Genomic DNA, 15,858 nt, shown 5'->3' with positions numbered 1-15,858 from the left:
CATGATGGAGATCCGAAGGCTCGATCCCGCGAACCTCAAGCCGGACAACGGTCTGGCCGCCACCCGGCTGCTGCCGTGGCCGGAGCTGAACGCACCATTCGAGGGCTCATGGTGCGTGGTGGCGCCGGGCGCGGAGTCCGGCGCGCACAGCCACCACGAGTACGAGATCTGGGTGGCCATGGCCGGGGCCGCGGAGATCGTCTGCGACGGACGCCGGGTGCCGTTCGCCGCGGGTGACATCGTGCATTTCCCGCCGGGGTCGCGTCACCAGGTGGTGAACACCGGCACCGAGGAGTTCCGGATGTACGCGGTCTGGTGGGACAGGGAGATGGCCGGGCGGTTCGCCACCCGCGACGAGGCCGGCGTGTAGATGTCCACGACCATCGTGGTCGCCGCGACCCCGACGCCCAACGGCGACCTGCACATCGGACATCTGGCCGGGCCGTACCTGGCGGGCGACGTGTACGCCCGGTACCTGCGGGCCACCGGCGCCTCGGTGATCTACACGACCTGCACCGACGACAGCCAGAGCTACGTGGTGTCCACCGCCCGGCGATCGGGCACCACCCCGCGGGAGCTGTGCGCCGGCTCCACCGCGGCGATCGGACGTTCGCTTTCCGCGATGGGTATCTCGATGGCCGGTCTCCCGCCGATCGACGAGGTGTACCGGCGCACGGTGCTCGACTTCGTCACCGTCCTGTACGAGGCGGGCCGGTTCCGGAAACGTACGGTGCGGCTGCCGGTCGCGACGCGGTCCGGCACGTACCTGTTCGACGGGTTGGTCACCGGCACCTGTCCGGTCTGCCTTGCCGTCAGCAGCGGCGGGGTCTGCGAGGCCTGCGGGCACCCGAACAACTACGACGAGCTGCTCGATCCACGCTCCACAATGGACCCGGACGACCCGGTGTCCTACCGGGACACGGAGATCCTGGTGCTGCCGATGGAGGAGTACCGGGAGCGGCTCACCGCCTACTACGTCGCGCGGACGGGACGGTGGCGCCCGCACGCGGCGCAGCTGATCGGCGAGCTGCTGGCCGGGCCGCTGCCGGAGATCCCCGTGACGATCCCGGCCGGATGGGGCGTTCCCGCGCCGTTCCCGGAGACACCCGGCCAGATGTTGTACCCGTGGATCGAGGCGATGCCCGCGGTCATGTACAGCACCTGGTGGTCGGCCGGCGACACCACGGTGCCGGTGGACGAGCACTGGCGCGCCGAACACGACGCCGACGTCGTCTACTTCCACGGTTACGACAACGTCTACCACTGGGGCCTGATGGATCTCGTGTTCCTGCTGGCCCACGGCGACCGGTACGTCACACCGTCGGCCAACGTCTGCAACGAGTTCTACAACCTGGCCGGGGAGAAGTTCTCCACCAGCCGCGGCCATCTGATCCGGACGGCCGAGCTGCTCGCCGAGGTCCCGCGCGACCTGGTCCGGTTCCATCTGGCGCATACCGCACCGGAGCAGGCGCGCACCGACTTCAGCCGGGAAGGCTTGCGCGACACGGGGTACCGGCGGCTCGGCGCGCCGTGGAACGCGCTGGCGGATGCGATGTCGTCGGCGCTGCACGGGCTCTCCGGCACGCTGCCGGTGTCCCCCGCCGGACAGCGGCGCGCCGCGGCCATGCTGGCGCGGTTCCGCGGCTGTTACGACTTGCCCGGCTACAGCATGAACCGGGCCGCCGAGACGGTGCTCACCCAGCTTGACCGGCTGCGCGGCCTCGCCTGCTGCTCGGCGATCACCCCGGGTGATCTGGTGCTCGAGACCCGCACGTTGCTCGCGGGCGCCGCCCCGATCCTGATCGACGCGGCCGAGGCGGCGGGCAAGGACGGGGTCGACCTGTCCCTCACCGCCGAACCACCCGCTTCCGTTCCCGTGTTCCGACTCCCCAGGCTGCCCGAGGAGGCGAGCCATGAAGCTGCTGACCATCGAGACCCGTCAGTACCTGACCTACTACCACTCCCGCTATCGGCAGGTGCAGGCGTTCGGCGTCGACCTGTACGTGATGAACGGTGAGGGGACTGCCGACTTCTGGCCGTCCGACCACTACCGGCTGGTCGGCTCGAAGAAGATCGACGAGATGATCGCCTGCGCCGAGGAATGGCATGCCACCGAGCACTTCGACGGGGTGATCACCTTTTCCGAGGCGGCGGTGATCGCGGTCGCCTCGGTGGCCGAAGCCCTCGGCCTGCCGGGCATCGGGGTCGACGGCGCCCGCAACAGCCGCAACAAGCTGCTGATGCGCCAGGCGTACGAACGGGCGGGGGTGCCGATTCCCGCCTTCCGGTTCGTCACCGAACTGGACGACGCGCTCGCGGCGGCCACCGAATTCGGCTACCCGGTCATCCTCAAACCCACCCTGGGTGCCGGCAGTCACCTGGTGTACCGAGTGGACGGCCCGGAGGAGCTGGCCCGTGACTTCACCACGGCCAGCGAAGGACTTCGGAACATGTTCTGGATCAACGCCGAGGCCGACGACGTCGACCTCGGTCCGATCGGGCTGCTCGTCGAGTCCTTTTTGGACGGGCCGGAGTACCTGATGGAGGCGCTCGCCTGGGACGACGAGCTCTACCTCGGTTCGGTGGTCGACCGGATCACCGCGGAGGGCCGGAGTTTCGACGACGACGTGCACCACGCGCCGACCTCCCTGCCGGCCGAAGAACTGGCCAGGGTGCACCACGTGGTCAAGGCGGCCGCCCGCGCGCAAGGGCTGCGGCGCAGCGCGATGCACGCCGAAGTGCGCTACCACGACGGCAAACCACATCTGCTCGAGATCGCGGCCAGGGTCGGCGGCGGCGGGCTGGACACCATCGCCCGGCTCACCGCGGACCACGATCCGATCCGCGCCGTGGTCGACGTCGGCCGAGGAGTCAAGCCGCCCGTCCGCCACTACTGGCCGACCGGGACACACATCACCGCGATGTGCCTGATCTGCGACGGCGGTGTGGTCGAGCACATCGAAGTGCCGCCAGAGGTCAGCGAATCGGACCGGGTCTTCCTGCTGCAGATCACCGCCCGCCCCGGCGACGTCATCCTCAGGCCGCCCGACGGCAACACCATCTTCGGCTTCCTCGGCACCACCGGGACGTCCAAAGAGGACGCTTACGAGCTGATGACCGAACTGGCGGACAAGATCACCGTCACCTTGGAGCGTGACCGATGAGAGTGGCCAGCCCCCGGCGGTTCCTGATGTGCCCGCCCGACCATTTCGAGGTCAGCTACTCGATCAACCCGTGGATGGAGCCGGACAAACCGACCGACACGGCACTGGCGATCCTGCAGTGGGACCGGCTGCGCGCCCGGCTGATCGCGCTCGGCCACCAGGTCGACGTGGTGCCGCCGCGGCCCGGCCTGCCCGACATGGTGTTCGCCGCGAACGCGGCCACCGTGCTCGGCGGTCAGGTGCTGGCCGCCCGGTACCGGCATCCGCAACGGTTCGGCGAGGCGCCTGCCTATCAGGCCTGGTTCGCAGAGCACGGCTACCCGGTCCGGCGCGCCCGGTTCGTCAACGAGGGCGAAGGCGACATGCTGCCCACCGGCGCCCGGATCCTGGCAGGCACGGGCTTTCGCACCGACGAGCGCGCGCACGCCGAGGCCGCCGACCATTTCGGCGTGCCGGTGGTCACCTTGCGCCTGGTCGACCCGTACTTCTACCACCTGGACACGGCGTTGGCGGTACTCGACCACGAAGAGATCATGTACTACCCCGGCGCGTTCTCGCCGGACAGCCAAGCCCTGCTTCGCGAGCTGTACCCGACCGCGATCCGGGCGGACCGGGCCGACGCCGAGGTCTTCGGCCTCAACGCCGTCTCCGATGGCAAGCACGTGCTGCTCCCCCAAGCGGCCGTCCACCTCGCCGAGAGCCTGCGGGCGGCAGGCTTCGAGCCGATCAGTGTCGACCTGTCCGAACTGCTGAAGGCCGGTGGTGCGGCGAAATGCTGCGCGCTGGAGCTCCGTGAGTCGTGAGTGGCGTTTCGGGTTCTCTTGAGAGGCAGGGAAAGTGTGGCGTGTTCGCGGGTGGGGTGAAGGCTCCCTTCACTGTGTCTGATGCGGGGATGGGAGCCTTCGGCCCCCGGTCATGCGCGGGTCGTGAGTGGTGTGCCGGAGTTGGCGGAAAAGTCGGGCTCGCCGAAGAGACACCTTTCCTACTATCCATAAAGGACACTTTTCGCGAATACTACGCCCGATTTGGACAATGTGCACGGTTTAGCGAGGGGGTCGTGAGTGATAAAGAGCGTTAGAACCCCACTTACCACTCACGACCCCAATCAAAAACCGCACATAAGGCATCAAACGGGCATTCATCCGCCATAAACTGTCCCTTGTGGACACTCTGGGCACGGTCGGCCCCTATCGGCCAGTCCAGAACCACTCACGACCACCTGCACCGATCCCCCACCTTCAACCCTCCCTCCACAAAGGAGCGCCATGATCAACTACGAAGGACGGCGGTTCCGTCCGGTCGCCGTCGACGACACCGGTGACGACACCGGCGGTGACCGGGTCGCGGTCTACCGGCAGAACGGCGACCTGATCTGGGGTGAGTTCACGGGCGGCAGAGCCCGGCGCGGCTCGCTGACCGGAACCTGTGGCCCTGACGGCAAACTCGACTTCGCGTACTGCATGGTCCTGGAGAGCGGCGAGGTGATCTCCGGTCACTGCACCAGCGTCCCGCGGATACTCGACGACGGCCGGATCCAGCTCGACGAGGTGTGGCAGCGCTACGGCCCGCACCAGTCCGTCGGAGTCTCCCGCCTCCAAGAGATCCGGTGATGGCGATGACCCGGACCACCGCGAAAGCCGAGACTCGAGTCGAGACGCCGCGTCGCGGCGGCACGGTCACCTGGGCCTGCGCGCCGGGCTTCCCGCCGGCGGTGATCTTCCCGTTCACCCCGGCGGAACGCATGGGCATGCGCAACGTCCTGGAGTTCCAGGCCCTGATGTACCGCACCCTGTACTTCTTCGGCAGCGACGGCACACCCGAGGTCGACTACGCCACGAGCATCGGCGAGCCGCCCGTGTGGAGCGAGGACGGGCTGACCGTCACGGTCAAGATCAAGCCGTGGAAGTGGTCCAATGGCGAGACTCTGTGCGCCGACAACGTGTTGTTCTGGGTGAACCTGCTCAAGGTCAAGGGCGACCGGTACGGCGAGTACACCCCCGGCTACTTCCCCGACAACTGCACCGAGTACGGCAAGTTGTCCGAAGACACCTGTTACTTCACCTTCGACAAGGTCTACTCCCGGCGCTGGGTACTGATGAACCAGCTCAGCCTGATCATTCCGCTGCCGAAGGCGTGGGACCGCACCGCGGAGGGCCCGGCCAACGCCTCCGGCGATCTCGCCGAGGTCGAGGCGGTCTACGACTACCTGATGGCGGAACAGGGCGACATCATCGACGAGAGCAACGAACACCGCACCCGTTGGGCCGACAGTCCTATATGGAGTGTCGTGAGCGGAGCTTGGCGGTTGAAGAGCTACACCTTGGACGGAGTGGTGACGTTCGTGCCCAACGAGCACTACTCCGGTCCCAACAAACCGCGTCTCGACGAGTTCCGGCAGATCCCCTTCTCCTCCGACGAGGAGGAGTACCGCCGGCTGGAGAACGGGCCGGACGGTGAGGACGCGGTCCAGGTGGGCTACCTGCCGCTCAGCTTCGCGACCGGTCACACCGACGATCCGACCAAGGGCGGGGTGAACCCGCTGGCCGGGCGCTACACGATGGTGCCGCAGGTGGCGTACTGCATCCGGTACACCAGCCTGAACTTCAACAATCCCACCGTGGTCGGCAAGATGTTCGCCCAGACCTACATCCGGCAGGCATTGCAGTGCACCCTCGACCAGGATTCCGCGGTCCGGGACATCTACCAGGGCTACGCCTACCGGCAGAACGGCCCGATGCCCATGCTCCCGGTCACCGATCTGGTGTCACCGCCGCAGCGGGGCGGGGCATGGCCGCTGCCGTTCGATCCCGACCGGGCCAGGGAACTGCTGTCCGAACACGGCTGGGACACCAGCGTCACCCCGGCGGTATGCGTCGATCCGGAGCGGGCGGGCGACGGGATCCCGCGCGGCACCAAGCTGAGCTTCCTGCTCCGTTACGTCGAAGGGCGGCCGGCACTGACCCGGCTGATGACGCAATACCGGCATGACGCCGCCGCGGCGGGGATCGAACTGCGGCTGCAGGAGGTCTACGGTTCGATACTGGTCGCCGAGGACGCGCCCTGTTACCCGACCGACGAAACCCCTTGCCAGTGGGAGATGTGCTGCTGGAACGGTGGCTGGGTCTACCACCACCCGACCGGCGAGGTCCTGTTCAGGACGGACGCGGGCGGCAACTTCGGCCACTACCACGACCCGGTGGCCGACGAGCTGATCGAGCGCACGGTCACCACCGACGACCCGGAAGTCCTGTACGAGTACCAGGACTACATCGCCGAGCAGGTGCCGGTCGTCTTCAACCCCAACTTCCCGATCCGGTTGTTCGAGGTGGCAGGCAACCTGCGCGGCTTCGAGCCGGTCAACCCGTTCGGCATGATCAGCCCGGAGAACTGGTACTACGTCGATGCCTAGCCCCGTCGCCCCCATCGGCGCGCACTCCATGCTGCTGTTCCTGCTCCAGCTGGGACTGCTGCTCGGACTCGCGCTCGCCCTCGGACGGCTCGCGCTCCGGCTCAAGATGCCGGCGGTGGTGGGCGAACTGACCGCCGGTGTCCTCATCGGACCGTCGGTGCTGAGTCATCTGGCCCCCGGCCTCTCGGCCTGGTTGCTGCCGCCCGAGGCCGCGCAGCTCAACCTGCTCGACGCCGTGGGGCAGCTCGGCGTGCTGCTGCTTGTGGGGATCACCGGTCTGCACATGGATCTGAAGCTGGTGCGACGCAAGGGCAAACCCGCGGCCTGGACCAGCGCGGGCGGCCTGCTGGTGCCGCTGGGCCTCGGCATCGGGCTCGGCTTCGCGCTGCCCGATTCACTGGTCCCGGCGGGGATCGACCGCGCGGTGTTCGCGTTGTTCATGGGTGTCGCGATGGGTGTGAGCGCGATCCCGGTGATCGCGAAGACCCTGCTGGAGATGCGGCTGCTGCACCGCGACATCGGCCAGTTGATCGTGAGCGCGGCGGCCGTGGACGACATCATCGGCTGGCTGTTGCTCTCGGTGGTGTCCGCGCTGGCCGTCACCGGGCTGGTCGCCGGCCAGGTGGCGCTGTTGGTCGGCGGTCTGCTGGTGGTACTGGTGCTCACGGTCGTCGTCGGACGTCCGCTGGTCAACGCGTCGTTGCGGCTGGCGGCCCGTTCCTCCGAGCCGGGTCCCGGCATCGCCACGGTCGTGGTCCTGCTCCTGCTGGCCGCCGCGGGCACCCACGCTGTGGGCATGGAACCGGTACTGGGCACGCTGCTGTGCGGAATCCTCATCGGCTCGTCCCGGCACATCGATCTCGCGCGGCTGGCGCCGTTGCGCACGATCGTGCTGGCGGTGCTCACCCCGATCTACTTCGCCACCGCCGGGCTGCGGATGGACCTCACCGCGCTTCGCGATCCCGCGGTGCTCGGGTCGGCCGTGCTGGTGCTGGTCATCGCGGTCGTCGGCAAGTTCACCGGCGCCTATCTCGGTGCCAGGGCGGGAAGGCTGAGTCACTGGGAGGGGCTGGCGCTCGGCAGTGGTCTCAACGCACGCGGCGTGATCCAGGTGATCGTCGCGATCGTCGGGCTGCGGCTCGGCGTACTGAGCACCGCCACCTACACGATCATCGTGCTGGTGGCGATCGTGACTTCGCTGATGGCGCCGCCGACACTGCGCTACGCGGTGCGGCGGATCGCCGTCACGGACGAGGAACGCGTACGGGAGAAGAGGTTCCATGTCCAGTGAAACGCGACCGCGGCTGCTGCTGATCGCGACCGGCTGGCAGGTGTTCCGGGAGTACCTGCTGCGGTCGATCAGCACCCGGTACCGGGTCCACCTGTTCCACACCGCCGAACCACAATGGGAACGGGAGTACCTCACCGGCTGGTCCGTGCTGCCCAGCACCATCGACGGTCCCGCGATGGCCCGCGAGGCCCTCCGGGTGAACCAGGCCGAGCCGATCGATGGCGTGCTCTGCTGGGATGAAGGACGTATCCACGCCACCGCCCACGTCGCGGAGGCGCTCGGGCTGCGGTGCGGCGACCCGGCGATGATCTGGCGGCTGCGGGACAAGGCGCAGACCCGCGCCGCGCTGGCCGAGGCCGGCGTGCCACAGCCCCGTTCGGTCAAGGTCCGCACCCTTGCCCAGGCACTGGCCGCGGCGGAACAGGTGGGGTACCCGGCCATCCTCAAACCCCGTGGTCTCGGCGCCAGTCTCGGTGTGGTCCGGGTCGACGATCCCGAGCGGCTGCGCGAGATGTTCGCCTTCACCCGCGACACCAAGGCACCCGACCCGGTCGTCTACGCCAGTGATCACCCGGTCCTGGTCGAGCAATGCGTGACCGGCGAGGAGATCAGCGTCGACTCGGTCGTGCAGGACGGGAAGGTGACACCGCTCTTCCTGGCCCGCAAGGTGGTCGGCTTCCCGCCCTACGCCGAAGAGGTCGGCCATTACGTGGACGCGAACGATCCGCTGCTCGCCGACCCCGCGTTCACCGCGCTCCTGCAGGACACTCACACCGCGCTGGACTTCCGGGACGGGTGGACGCACACCGAGTACATGCTGACCGGGACGGGCCCGAAACTCATCGAGGTCAACGGCAGGCTCGGCGGCGACCTGATCCCCTGTCTCGGCAAGCTGGCGACCGGCATCGACCCCGGCGCCCTCGCCGCCGCGGCGGCCTGCGGTCACGACCTCGACGTGCGTCCCACCCGGCGGCGGGTGGCGGGTATCCGCTTCTGCTACGTCGACCGGGACGACACCACCATCGCCTCGATCCACTTCGACCCGGCGACGCTTCCGTCCACAGTGGACAAGGCGGTCACCATCGCCGAGCCCGGCGCCGTGGTTTCCCCGCCGCCCAAAGGCACCGTCTGGGGCCGCGTCGCCTACGTCACCGCGGTCGCCGACTCGATCGGCGAATGCGCCCGGACGCTCGACGCCGCCGAGGCCTCGCTGCGCATCACCACGATCCATGCCGATTCGGAATCGGGTGTTTGACCCACGGCAGCCAGGCTAACCGTGCCCGCATGAGACTCCCTGCGTCCTCGCTCTTGCTCGGATCGGGCTTCGGCGGTTTCGTCGACGGCATCGTCGCTCACCAGATCCTCGGGTGGCATCACATGCTGTCGAGCTGGTACCCGCCAGACACTCCGGAAGACCTCCACCTGAACATGGTCGGCGACGGCCTGTTCCACTTGTTGTGCTTGATCTTCGTCGTCCTCGGCGTCGTCCTGCTCAACCGCGGGAATCGGTTGCCCGGCCCCGTCCTCTGGGGCGGCGCGCTCGCGGGCTGGGGTGTGTTCAACCTCGTCGAAGGCACGGTCGACCACCTGATCCTCGGCGTCCACCATGTCCGCCCGGGTGCCCACCAGACGGCCTACGACCTCGGCTTCCTGGTGCTGGGCGCCGTGCTCGTCGCGATCGGCACCCTGATGGCACGGCAACGCGAGTCGCTGAGTAGCGCCTAAGCCGAACGTTCGCGGCGATAGTGACGAGCGGCTTTCGCCCGGTTGCCGCAGGTCTCCATGGAGCACCACCGCCTGGTGCCGTTACGGGTCGTGTCGTCGAAGTACAGCGTGCACACCGGATACGCCGAACACCGCTTGATCCGTTCCGGGCGCGCGCGCAGCAGAGTCAAGTAGCCGTAGGCCGCGAGCCACGCGGGGCGCCAGGACGGGTCCTCGACCTCGATCACCTCTTCGGGGCCGCCCTGCCGCAGTTCCGGCCGCAACCGCCCTCGCTCCAGCACCGCGTTCAGCGCGCGTTCGGCGGGATCGCCGGGCCTTTCGAGCAGCTCACGCAGGACGGAACGCGTGTGACGTAGCGGCTCCTCCGCGCCTGGCTGATCCGGAAGACCCCATTCGGCCAGCCAGGCACCGATCCCTCCGGGTTCGTCGAAGACGTCCTGCTGAACACCACGATCAGGCCACGTGGTGTTCAGCAGGTCCAAAGCGATGGGCTCGCCGGACAGAGGACGTTGCAGCACACCGGCATCCTACCCTTCGTCGATCGCTTGACAGGTTAGGTTCCCGCATGCTTGTCTCTAACCGTTCTCAAGACATTAGAAGGTTAGATCAAGCTCAAGGAGTATCTCCATGTCCGAAGCCACCCGTCCCGCCAGATCCGGAGAGGTGTTCCACCGCACCGCGACCGTCGACGGCCGCAGCGTGTTCTACCGAGAAGCCGGTGACCCCACGGCGCCGACCGTGGTGTTGTTGCACGGTTTTCCCACGTCGTCGCACATGTTCCGCGAGCTGATCCCCGCATTGGCCGACCGCTACCACGTCATCGCCCCCGACCACATCGGGTTCGGCCACTCCGACGCCCCGCCCGTCGACCGGTTCGACTACTCGTTCGAGAACCTGACCGCGATCACGATCGGGCTCCTCGACGGACTCGGTTTGGACCGCTTCGCCCTTTACATCCAGGACTACGGGGCGCCCATCGGGCTCCGCATCGCGAGCCGGCATCCGGAGCGGGTCAGCGCGCTGCTGGTGCAATCCGGCAACGCCTACGTCGACGGCTTCACACCGTTTTGGGATGTTCTGTTCGCGCACGCCAAGGACCGCGAAACCCACGAAGCAGCCGTACGCGAACTCCTGGAGCCCGCGGCGACCCGTTGGCAGTACACCCACGGCGTCCCCGCCGACCGGCTGGACCGGCTCACCCCGGACACCTGGACCCTTGACCAGGCCCTGCTCGACCGCCCCGGCAATAAAGAGGTGCAACTGCAGCTGTTCTGGGACTACCAGTTCAATCTCGACGTCTACCCGGCCGTCCAGCGGTACTTCCGCGAGCACCGCCCGCCGACGCTCATCACCTGGGGCGAGCACGACGAGATCTTCGGTGCCGACGGTGCCCGCGCCTTCCTTCGCGACCTGCCCGACGCCGAATTGCACCTTCTCGACGCCGGACACTTCGCCCTGGAGACGCACGGCCCGGAAATCACCGAGCTCATCCGAGACTTCCTCGACCGCGCTTTGCGCTGACCTCGATCAGCCCAGCTTGAGCCAGCCCAGCCCCAGCGCGATGACGAAACCGGTCGCCAGCACGACAAGAATGCCGATGAGCACCAGCCAGGCGATGGGCATCGCCTTGGACGGCATCGGCTGCGGATGTGAGAGCCCGGACGTCTGAGCCGAGTCGGGCGGTGTGTCACCCGGCGACACACCGCCTCCCGGTTCGAGGTCGGGGGTCTTCTCGGGTTCCGGGTTGGGCGGTAAGGCGGTCATGCCGCCCGGGTACCCGGACACAGGCGACGAAACCCCCGGCTCGCCGATCAGCCGAGCTGGGGAACGTCGTTCGGGAAGCCGATGGGCAGCTGGTACATCCCGCGGGCGGTGCGGCCGCCGGCGAGCCAGCCGTGGAAGTGGATATGGCCGTCGACGACGTCGGCCCCGCCCGGTGCGTCGACCTTGCCGCCGAGCAGATCGGTCGAGAGGAACTGCGCATCGGCCTTCACGAACGGTCCGCTCAGCGAGGGCGCCGAGGCGTAGCCGGTGTGATAGCCGGAGCTCTGGAACGTGTCGGCGGAGTAGAACAGCAGGTACCGGCTCGGTGTCTTCACCACCGACGGTGCCTCGACCACCCCCTTTTCCGAGGTGAGATCGGCACGGAGAAGCTCGACGCGCGGGCCGGTCGGAGTCCGTCCGTCGGCGAGCAGTTTCTGCGACCAGATCGCGGCCGGGGGCCCGACCGCCGCGCCGTCGCTTTTGTAGAGCAGGTACCGCGAGCCGTCGGAGTCCACAAAGGTCTGCGGGTCGATGTCGCCGCCGTCGCCGGGAACGCAGATCAGTGGGCCGTCCCCGACAGGCGTGTACGGCCCTTCGGCCTTCGACGCGGTCGCGACGCCGATGCACATCTCCCCACCGGGAGCCACCGCCGCCGAGAAGTAGAGCAGGAACGTGCCGTCGGAAAGCCGGGTCACGTCGGGAGCCCAGAACCCGCCGTCCGGTTTGGCCCACTTCGGCACGGCCGCGAGAGCGTCGCCTTCCACTCGCCAAGGACCTTCCGGCGCCGGAGCCCGCGCGTAGGGCACTTTCACCGCGCCGGTGCTCGTGGAGAAGGCGAAGTAGCCGGCATCGGTCTTGACGATGTCGGGGTCCGGGAAATCCTGGCCGATGAGCAGCCGCGGCGTGCCGATGGCGAAGGCCGGAGGCGGGGCAGTGAGCGTCATGGCCGTGACCACGGCGAGGGTCACGATGCGGTGCCTGAACTTCATAACCGATTTTGTCGACGCGACGACGCGACCGGCAGCCTCACCGGGTCGCTGTCACCGGGAAGCATGCACTTGATCGTTCACCCGGTCCTGCTGGATTCATCCGCGCGCCAACGGGTAGCACACAATGATACGCACGTGCGTATCATAAGCAGCACGCAGTCATTTTGGCTGAGGTGATGCGAGGAGCGAGCATGATCAGAGTCAAGTGGATCCCCGGTCAGGCCGCGGACTTCGCCGGAGAAGTGCTGGTCAGCGTCACCGCGTTGACACTCGACGACTTTCGGAGCACGCCGGGCGCCTACCGGGCGGGGTACCTGCTCAGCCGCGAGTGGCCCCGGCTGCCCGGCGCGGTCGGCCAGTGGCTGTGGGCAGAACCGCTGCGCCGGCGGCTGGGATCGGTGTCGGTGTGGCGCGACCACGGCGGTTTGCGTGGTTTCGTCGGGCTGCCTGCCCACGTGGCGATCATGCGTAAGTACCGCGAACTCGGTACCACCCGCGCGACCACCTGGAGCACCGATGACGTCGATTCGCGAGTCATCTGGCAACGGGCGAACCGCTGGTTGAGCGACGCCGTTTGAGAGGGCGAGGTTTACCGCCGTTCCTTGTGGTGACGGACCACGGCGACGGGGCAGGGTGCGTGGTGCACCACCGCGCGGCTGACCGATCCCAGGAGGGCACGCCGTAGCGGGCCACGTCCGTGGCTGCCGACGACGAGCAGCGTGGCCCCCTCGGCCTGCTCTGAAAGCGCATGGGCAGGCCGGTCGATCGCGATCACCCGATGGACGGGGACGTCCGGGTACTGGTCCCGATGGCCTGCCAGCGATTCGTCGAGCAGCGGCTTTCCTCGTTCCTGGATGATCTCCCTGTCGTGCTCGGTGGGGTTGACCGCCATCGCCTCGAGGGGCAGGTCGGACCAGACGTGCAAGGCCACCAGCACGCAGCCGTGCCGGGCGGCGAAGTCGTAGGCGAAACCGATGGCTTCGACACTGGTCTCGGATCCGTCGACGCCCACCACGACCTTTCTCTCCTCGCCCGCCGACGGTTCGTCGCTGTCACGCACCACCACGATCGGCCGGTGGCAGTCGTGCAGGAGTTCGTTGGCCGTCGACCCGACCAGGAGCCTCGGCAGCGCGGTGAGCCCGGACGACCCGATGACCAGCAGTTCCGCGTTCGCCGCGGCATCGGCCAGCGCATCGGGGGCACGGCCGGACAGCAACCGGGTCGAGACGGCCAGATCCGGCCACGTTCGGCGGCATTCCTGCGCGATATCGCCGAGCAGCGTTTCCGCGTGCCGCTGCGCCGTCTCCTGACCGGCTTCGAGGAACCCCGGACGCGGCCACGCCCCGCCACCCGGCACCGCCTCGGCCATGGGCGGGAACCCGACGACATGGACGACGACCAGCCCGCGGCCGCGGGCGGCGGCTTCTCCCGCGGCCCAGCGTACGGCCTTCCGCGCTTGCTCGGAGCCGTCATAGCCGACGACGACGGCTCCCTTGTCCACTGTGGATTCCGGTGTTGACATCGCTGCTCCCGTGGTGGTCGCTCCTCGTCAACCCATCCGGGTACCCACTCCGGCCACGACTCACACACAGCGCGGGAAACCCGAGTCACATCGTCAAGTGCCGGTCAAACCACTCCGTCGCCAGCCTGGCCACCTCCGCCAAACATCCCGGTTCTTCGAACAAATGGGTGGCCCCTGCGACGGTCTCGATACGGTTCGGCGCTACGAGCTGCCCGGCCGCGAGCCTGTTCAGCTCCAGGACCGGATGATCCAGGCCGCCGACGATCAGCAGCGTCGGCGCCCTCACTTCGGGCAAAGCCCCGCTCGCCAGATCCGGCCTGCCGCCGCGGGACACCACGGCGCGAACGGACTTCTCCCTGGCCGCCGCGATCAACGCCGCCGCGGCACCCGTACTGGCACCGAACAACCCGATCGGCAGACCGCGGACCACCTCATGGCGTCCGATCTCGTCCACCGCGGTGACCACCCGGTCGGCCAGCAGCGGAATATCGAAGCGCAACTCGCCGGTGTACCGGTCGGCGCGTTCCTCGTCCTCGGTCAGCAGGTCCAGCAGCAGCGTGGCGAACCCGTTGGCCTGCAATACCTCGGCCACCGACCGGTTACGCCTGCTGTGCCGTGAACTGCCCGATCCGTGCGCGAACACCACGATCCCGCGGGGATCGCCGGGAACCATCAGGTCACCGGACAGTTCCACGCCGGCGGAATCGATGACGACCGGAACGGTCATGACGTCACTCCCCAAGGCGACTGCGCGGGCCTGACACCGCCGGGATTACCACGTTCGGCGGCCACCGAAACCCACCGGCGCGTGGTCAACTCGCTCGGCGCGCGAGCGGTCGGCATACGGGTCCTGACACAGAAACCCGGTCAGGCCAGTGCCGTGATCAGCCCGATCGCCAGCGCCGTCCGTTCCGGGATGTGCGTCGCGAGGACGTGTTCGAAGCGCGCGTGAGCGCCGCCTCCGACGGCGCCGAGCCCGTCGAGCACCGGGCGGCCCAGCGCGGACACGAAGTTACCGTCGCTCGCACCGCCGACGGCGGTCTCCTCCAGGTCCCAGCCCGCTTCGGCGGCCACCTTCCGCGCCGCCGCGAACAGGGCCCGCGATGGGTCGTTCGGCGTCATCGGCGGACGGTTCCACTCCCCTTCGACCGCGACGGTCACGCGAGGATCGGTGGCGGCCAGTCCGGCGAAAACCTCGTCGATCCGGTCCATTTCGGACGGTTCGGCGACGCGGACGTCGACACCGCAGACGGCGTTGCCCGCGGTGACGTTGCGACCGGTACCACCGGAAATGGTGCCGACGTTGACCGTGGTCCCGTGTTCGCGCGAGCCCGCCGAGGCGAGCCGTCCGACGACCTCGGCGAGGGCGTGGATCGCGCTCGCTCCCGCGTACGGGTCCAGGCCCGCATGAGCCTCGACGCCGGTGACCGTCACGTCGAACAGGCCGACCCCCTTGCGCGCGGTCTTCAGCTTGCCGTCCAGCGACGCCTCGAAGACGAGCGTGGCGAGCGCGCCCTCACTCGCCGCTTCGATGTACGGCCGCGAGTGGGGGCTGCCGATCTCCTCGTCGCCGTTGAAGAGGAACTTCACCGACGGATGCGGAAGGCCGAGTTCGCGGAGGCCTCGCAGGGCCCAGACCGACTGCACCAGCCCGAGTTTCATGTCGAAAGCACCCGGCCCGGAGATGCGGCCGTCGTCGTCGGTGTACGGCCACTCTGCGAGCGTCCCGGTCGGCCAGACCGTGTCGTAGTGGCTCAGGAGCAGCACCGTTCCCGGCGCCGTACCCGCATAGCTCAGTTCGAGCACGTCGCCGCGGACCAGGTCGGTGTGCCGGGCCTCGGTATCGGGCGCGCCGAGGCGGTCGAAGACCCAGGACCGGATGGTGTCGAGTCCTTTGTCCAGCATCGGCTTGTCGTAGCTGTGGGTCTCCAGTTCGACGATCGTCCGCAGATCGTCGAGCATGCCGGGCAGTGCCTGCCGGGACCAATCCGTGT

At 68.3% G+C, this 15,858-nt stretch carries 17 protein-coding genes; 11 read left to right on the top strand and 6 right to left on the bottom strand.

Features of this window, described 5'->3' with window-relative positions:
• Position 1: 1 nt before the first annotated feature.
• The 9 genes from DMH03_RS32270 (at position 2) to DMH03_RS32230 (ending at position 9,589) form a co-directional block, all read left to right on the top strand.
• On the top strand, positions 2-370 hold the full coding sequence (locus DMH03_RS32270; protein ID WP_199749102.1) for a cupin domain-containing protein: 369 nt from the start codon (positions 2-4) through the stop codon (positions 368-370).
• Complete coding sequence (locus tag DMH03_RS32265; RefSeq protein WP_125795758.1) at positions 371-2,017, top strand: class I tRNA ligase family protein; 1,647 nt, start codon at positions 371-373, stop codon at positions 2,015-2,017. It abuts the gene before it with no gap.
• Positions 1,914-3,164: an ATP-grasp domain-containing protein gene (locus DMH03_RS32260; RefSeq protein ID WP_125795757.1), complete on the top strand. Its 1,251-nt coding sequence runs from the start codon at positions 1,914-1,916 to the stop codon at positions 3,162-3,164. The genes DMH03_RS32265 and DMH03_RS32260 overlap by 104 nt, the downstream gene beginning before the upstream one ends.
• Positions 3,161-3,967 carry a dimethylargininase gene (gene ddaH / locus DMH03_RS32255; protein WP_199749101.1) on the top strand — a complete coding sequence of 269 codons (807 nt, stop codon included), beginning with the start codon at positions 3,161-3,163 and terminating at the stop codon, positions 3,965-3,967. The genes DMH03_RS32260 and ddaH overlap by 4 nt, the downstream gene beginning before the upstream one ends.
• Positions 3,968-4,429: 462 nt before the next feature.
• Positions 4,430-4,774, top strand: a complete 345-nt coding sequence (locus DMH03_RS32250; protein WP_125787272.1) for a hypothetical protein — start codon at positions 4,430-4,432, stop codon at positions 4,772-4,774.
• A gap of 5 nt (positions 4,775-4,779) precedes the next feature.
• Entirely contained in the window at positions 4,780-6,573 is a 1,794-nt protein-coding gene (locus DMH03_RS32245; RefSeq protein ID WP_125795756.1) for an ABC transporter substrate-binding protein, read from the top strand.
• Positions 6,566-7,864, top strand: a complete 1,299-nt coding sequence (locus DMH03_RS32240) for a cation:proton antiporter (protein WP_125795755.1) — start codon at positions 6,566-6,568, stop codon at positions 7,862-7,864. The genes DMH03_RS32245 and DMH03_RS32240 overlap by 8 nt, the downstream gene beginning before the upstream one ends.
• Complete coding sequence (locus DMH03_RS32235) at positions 7,854-9,119, top strand: ATP-grasp domain-containing protein (protein WP_125795754.1); 1,266 nt, start codon at positions 7,854-7,856, stop codon at positions 9,117-9,119. The genes DMH03_RS32240 and DMH03_RS32235 overlap by 11 nt, the downstream gene beginning before the upstream one ends.
• 29 nt (positions 9,120-9,148) lie before the next feature.
• A complete protein-coding gene (locus DMH03_RS32230) occupies positions 9,149-9,589 on the top strand; it encodes a DUF2243 domain-containing protein (protein WP_125795753.1) in 441 nt (146 codons plus the stop codon).
• Here the strand turns inward: DMH03_RS32230 and DMH03_RS32225 are convergent.
• Positions 9,586-10,107, bottom strand: coding sequence for a CGNR zinc finger domain-containing protein (locus tag DMH03_RS32225; protein WP_125795752.1), 522 nt, complete (start codon positions 10,105-10,107; stop codon positions 9,586-9,588). The two genes, DMH03_RS32230 and DMH03_RS32225, sit on opposite strands and share 4 nt — an antisense overlap.
• 109 nt (positions 10,108-10,216) lie before the next feature.
• Between DMH03_RS32225 and DMH03_RS32220 the strand changes: the two genes are divergently transcribed.
• Entirely contained in the window at positions 10,217-11,110 is an 894-nt protein-coding gene (locus tag DMH03_RS32220; RefSeq protein ID WP_125795751.1) for an alpha/beta fold hydrolase, read from the top strand.
• Positions 11,111-11,116: 6 nt separating this feature from the next.
• Here DMH03_RS32220 and DMH03_RS32215 read toward each other — a convergent pair whose 3' ends face one another.
• Positions 11,117-11,353, bottom strand: a complete 237-nt coding sequence (locus DMH03_RS32215; RefSeq protein ID WP_125795750.1) for a DUF6480 family protein — start codon at positions 11,351-11,353, stop codon at positions 11,117-11,119.
• Positions 11,354-11,400: 47 nt separating this feature from the next.
• On the bottom strand, positions 11,401-12,342 hold the full coding sequence (locus tag DMH03_RS32210; protein ID WP_125795749.1) for a glycoside hydrolase family 43 protein: 942 nt from the start codon (positions 12,340-12,342) through the stop codon (positions 11,401-11,403).
• Positions 12,343-12,533: 191 nt separating this feature from the next.
• Here DMH03_RS32210 and DMH03_RS32205 point away from each other — a divergent pair, with 191 nt between their 5' ends.
• Positions 12,534-12,920, top strand: a complete 387-nt coding sequence (locus DMH03_RS32205) for a hypothetical protein (protein ID WP_125795748.1) — start codon at positions 12,534-12,536, stop codon at positions 12,918-12,920.
• 11 nt (positions 12,921-12,931) lie between these two features.
• On the opposite strand, the gene DMH03_RS32200 is transcribed toward DMH03_RS32205, so the two are convergent.
• The 3 genes from DMH03_RS32200 to DMH03_RS32190 all read right to left on the bottom strand — a co-directional run bounded on the left by DMH03_RS32200 (position 12,932) and on the right by DMH03_RS32190 (position 15,826).
• The gene (locus tag DMH03_RS32200; RefSeq protein ID WP_125795747.1) at positions 12,932-13,864 is read right to left on the bottom strand and encodes a universal stress protein; all 933 of its coding nucleotides are present in this window, start codon (positions 13,862-13,864) and stop codon (positions 12,932-12,934) included.
• 85 nt (positions 13,865-13,949) lie between these two features.
• Positions 13,950-14,591 carry a dienelactone hydrolase family protein gene (locus tag DMH03_RS32195; RefSeq protein WP_125795746.1) on the bottom strand — a complete coding sequence of 214 codons (642 nt, stop codon included), beginning with the start codon at positions 14,589-14,591 and terminating at the stop codon, positions 13,950-13,952.
• A 140-nt stretch (positions 14,592-14,731) separates the two neighbouring features.
• Positions 14,732-15,826: a M20 family metallopeptidase gene (locus DMH03_RS32190; RefSeq protein WP_125795984.1), complete on the bottom strand. Its 1,095-nt coding sequence runs from the start codon at positions 15,824-15,826 to the stop codon at positions 14,732-14,734.
• Between the last annotated feature and the right edge of the window lie 32 nt (positions 15,827-15,858).

The sequence above is a fragment of the Amycolatopsis sp. WAC 01376 genome (genome assembly GCF_003947415.1).
Lineage (GTDB): Bacteria > Actinomycetota > Actinomycetes > Mycobacteriales > Pseudonocardiaceae > Amycolatopsis.
The sequence above is the reverse complement of the archived record's forward strand: the minus strand, read 5'-3'. Positions and strand labels throughout refer to the sequence as shown.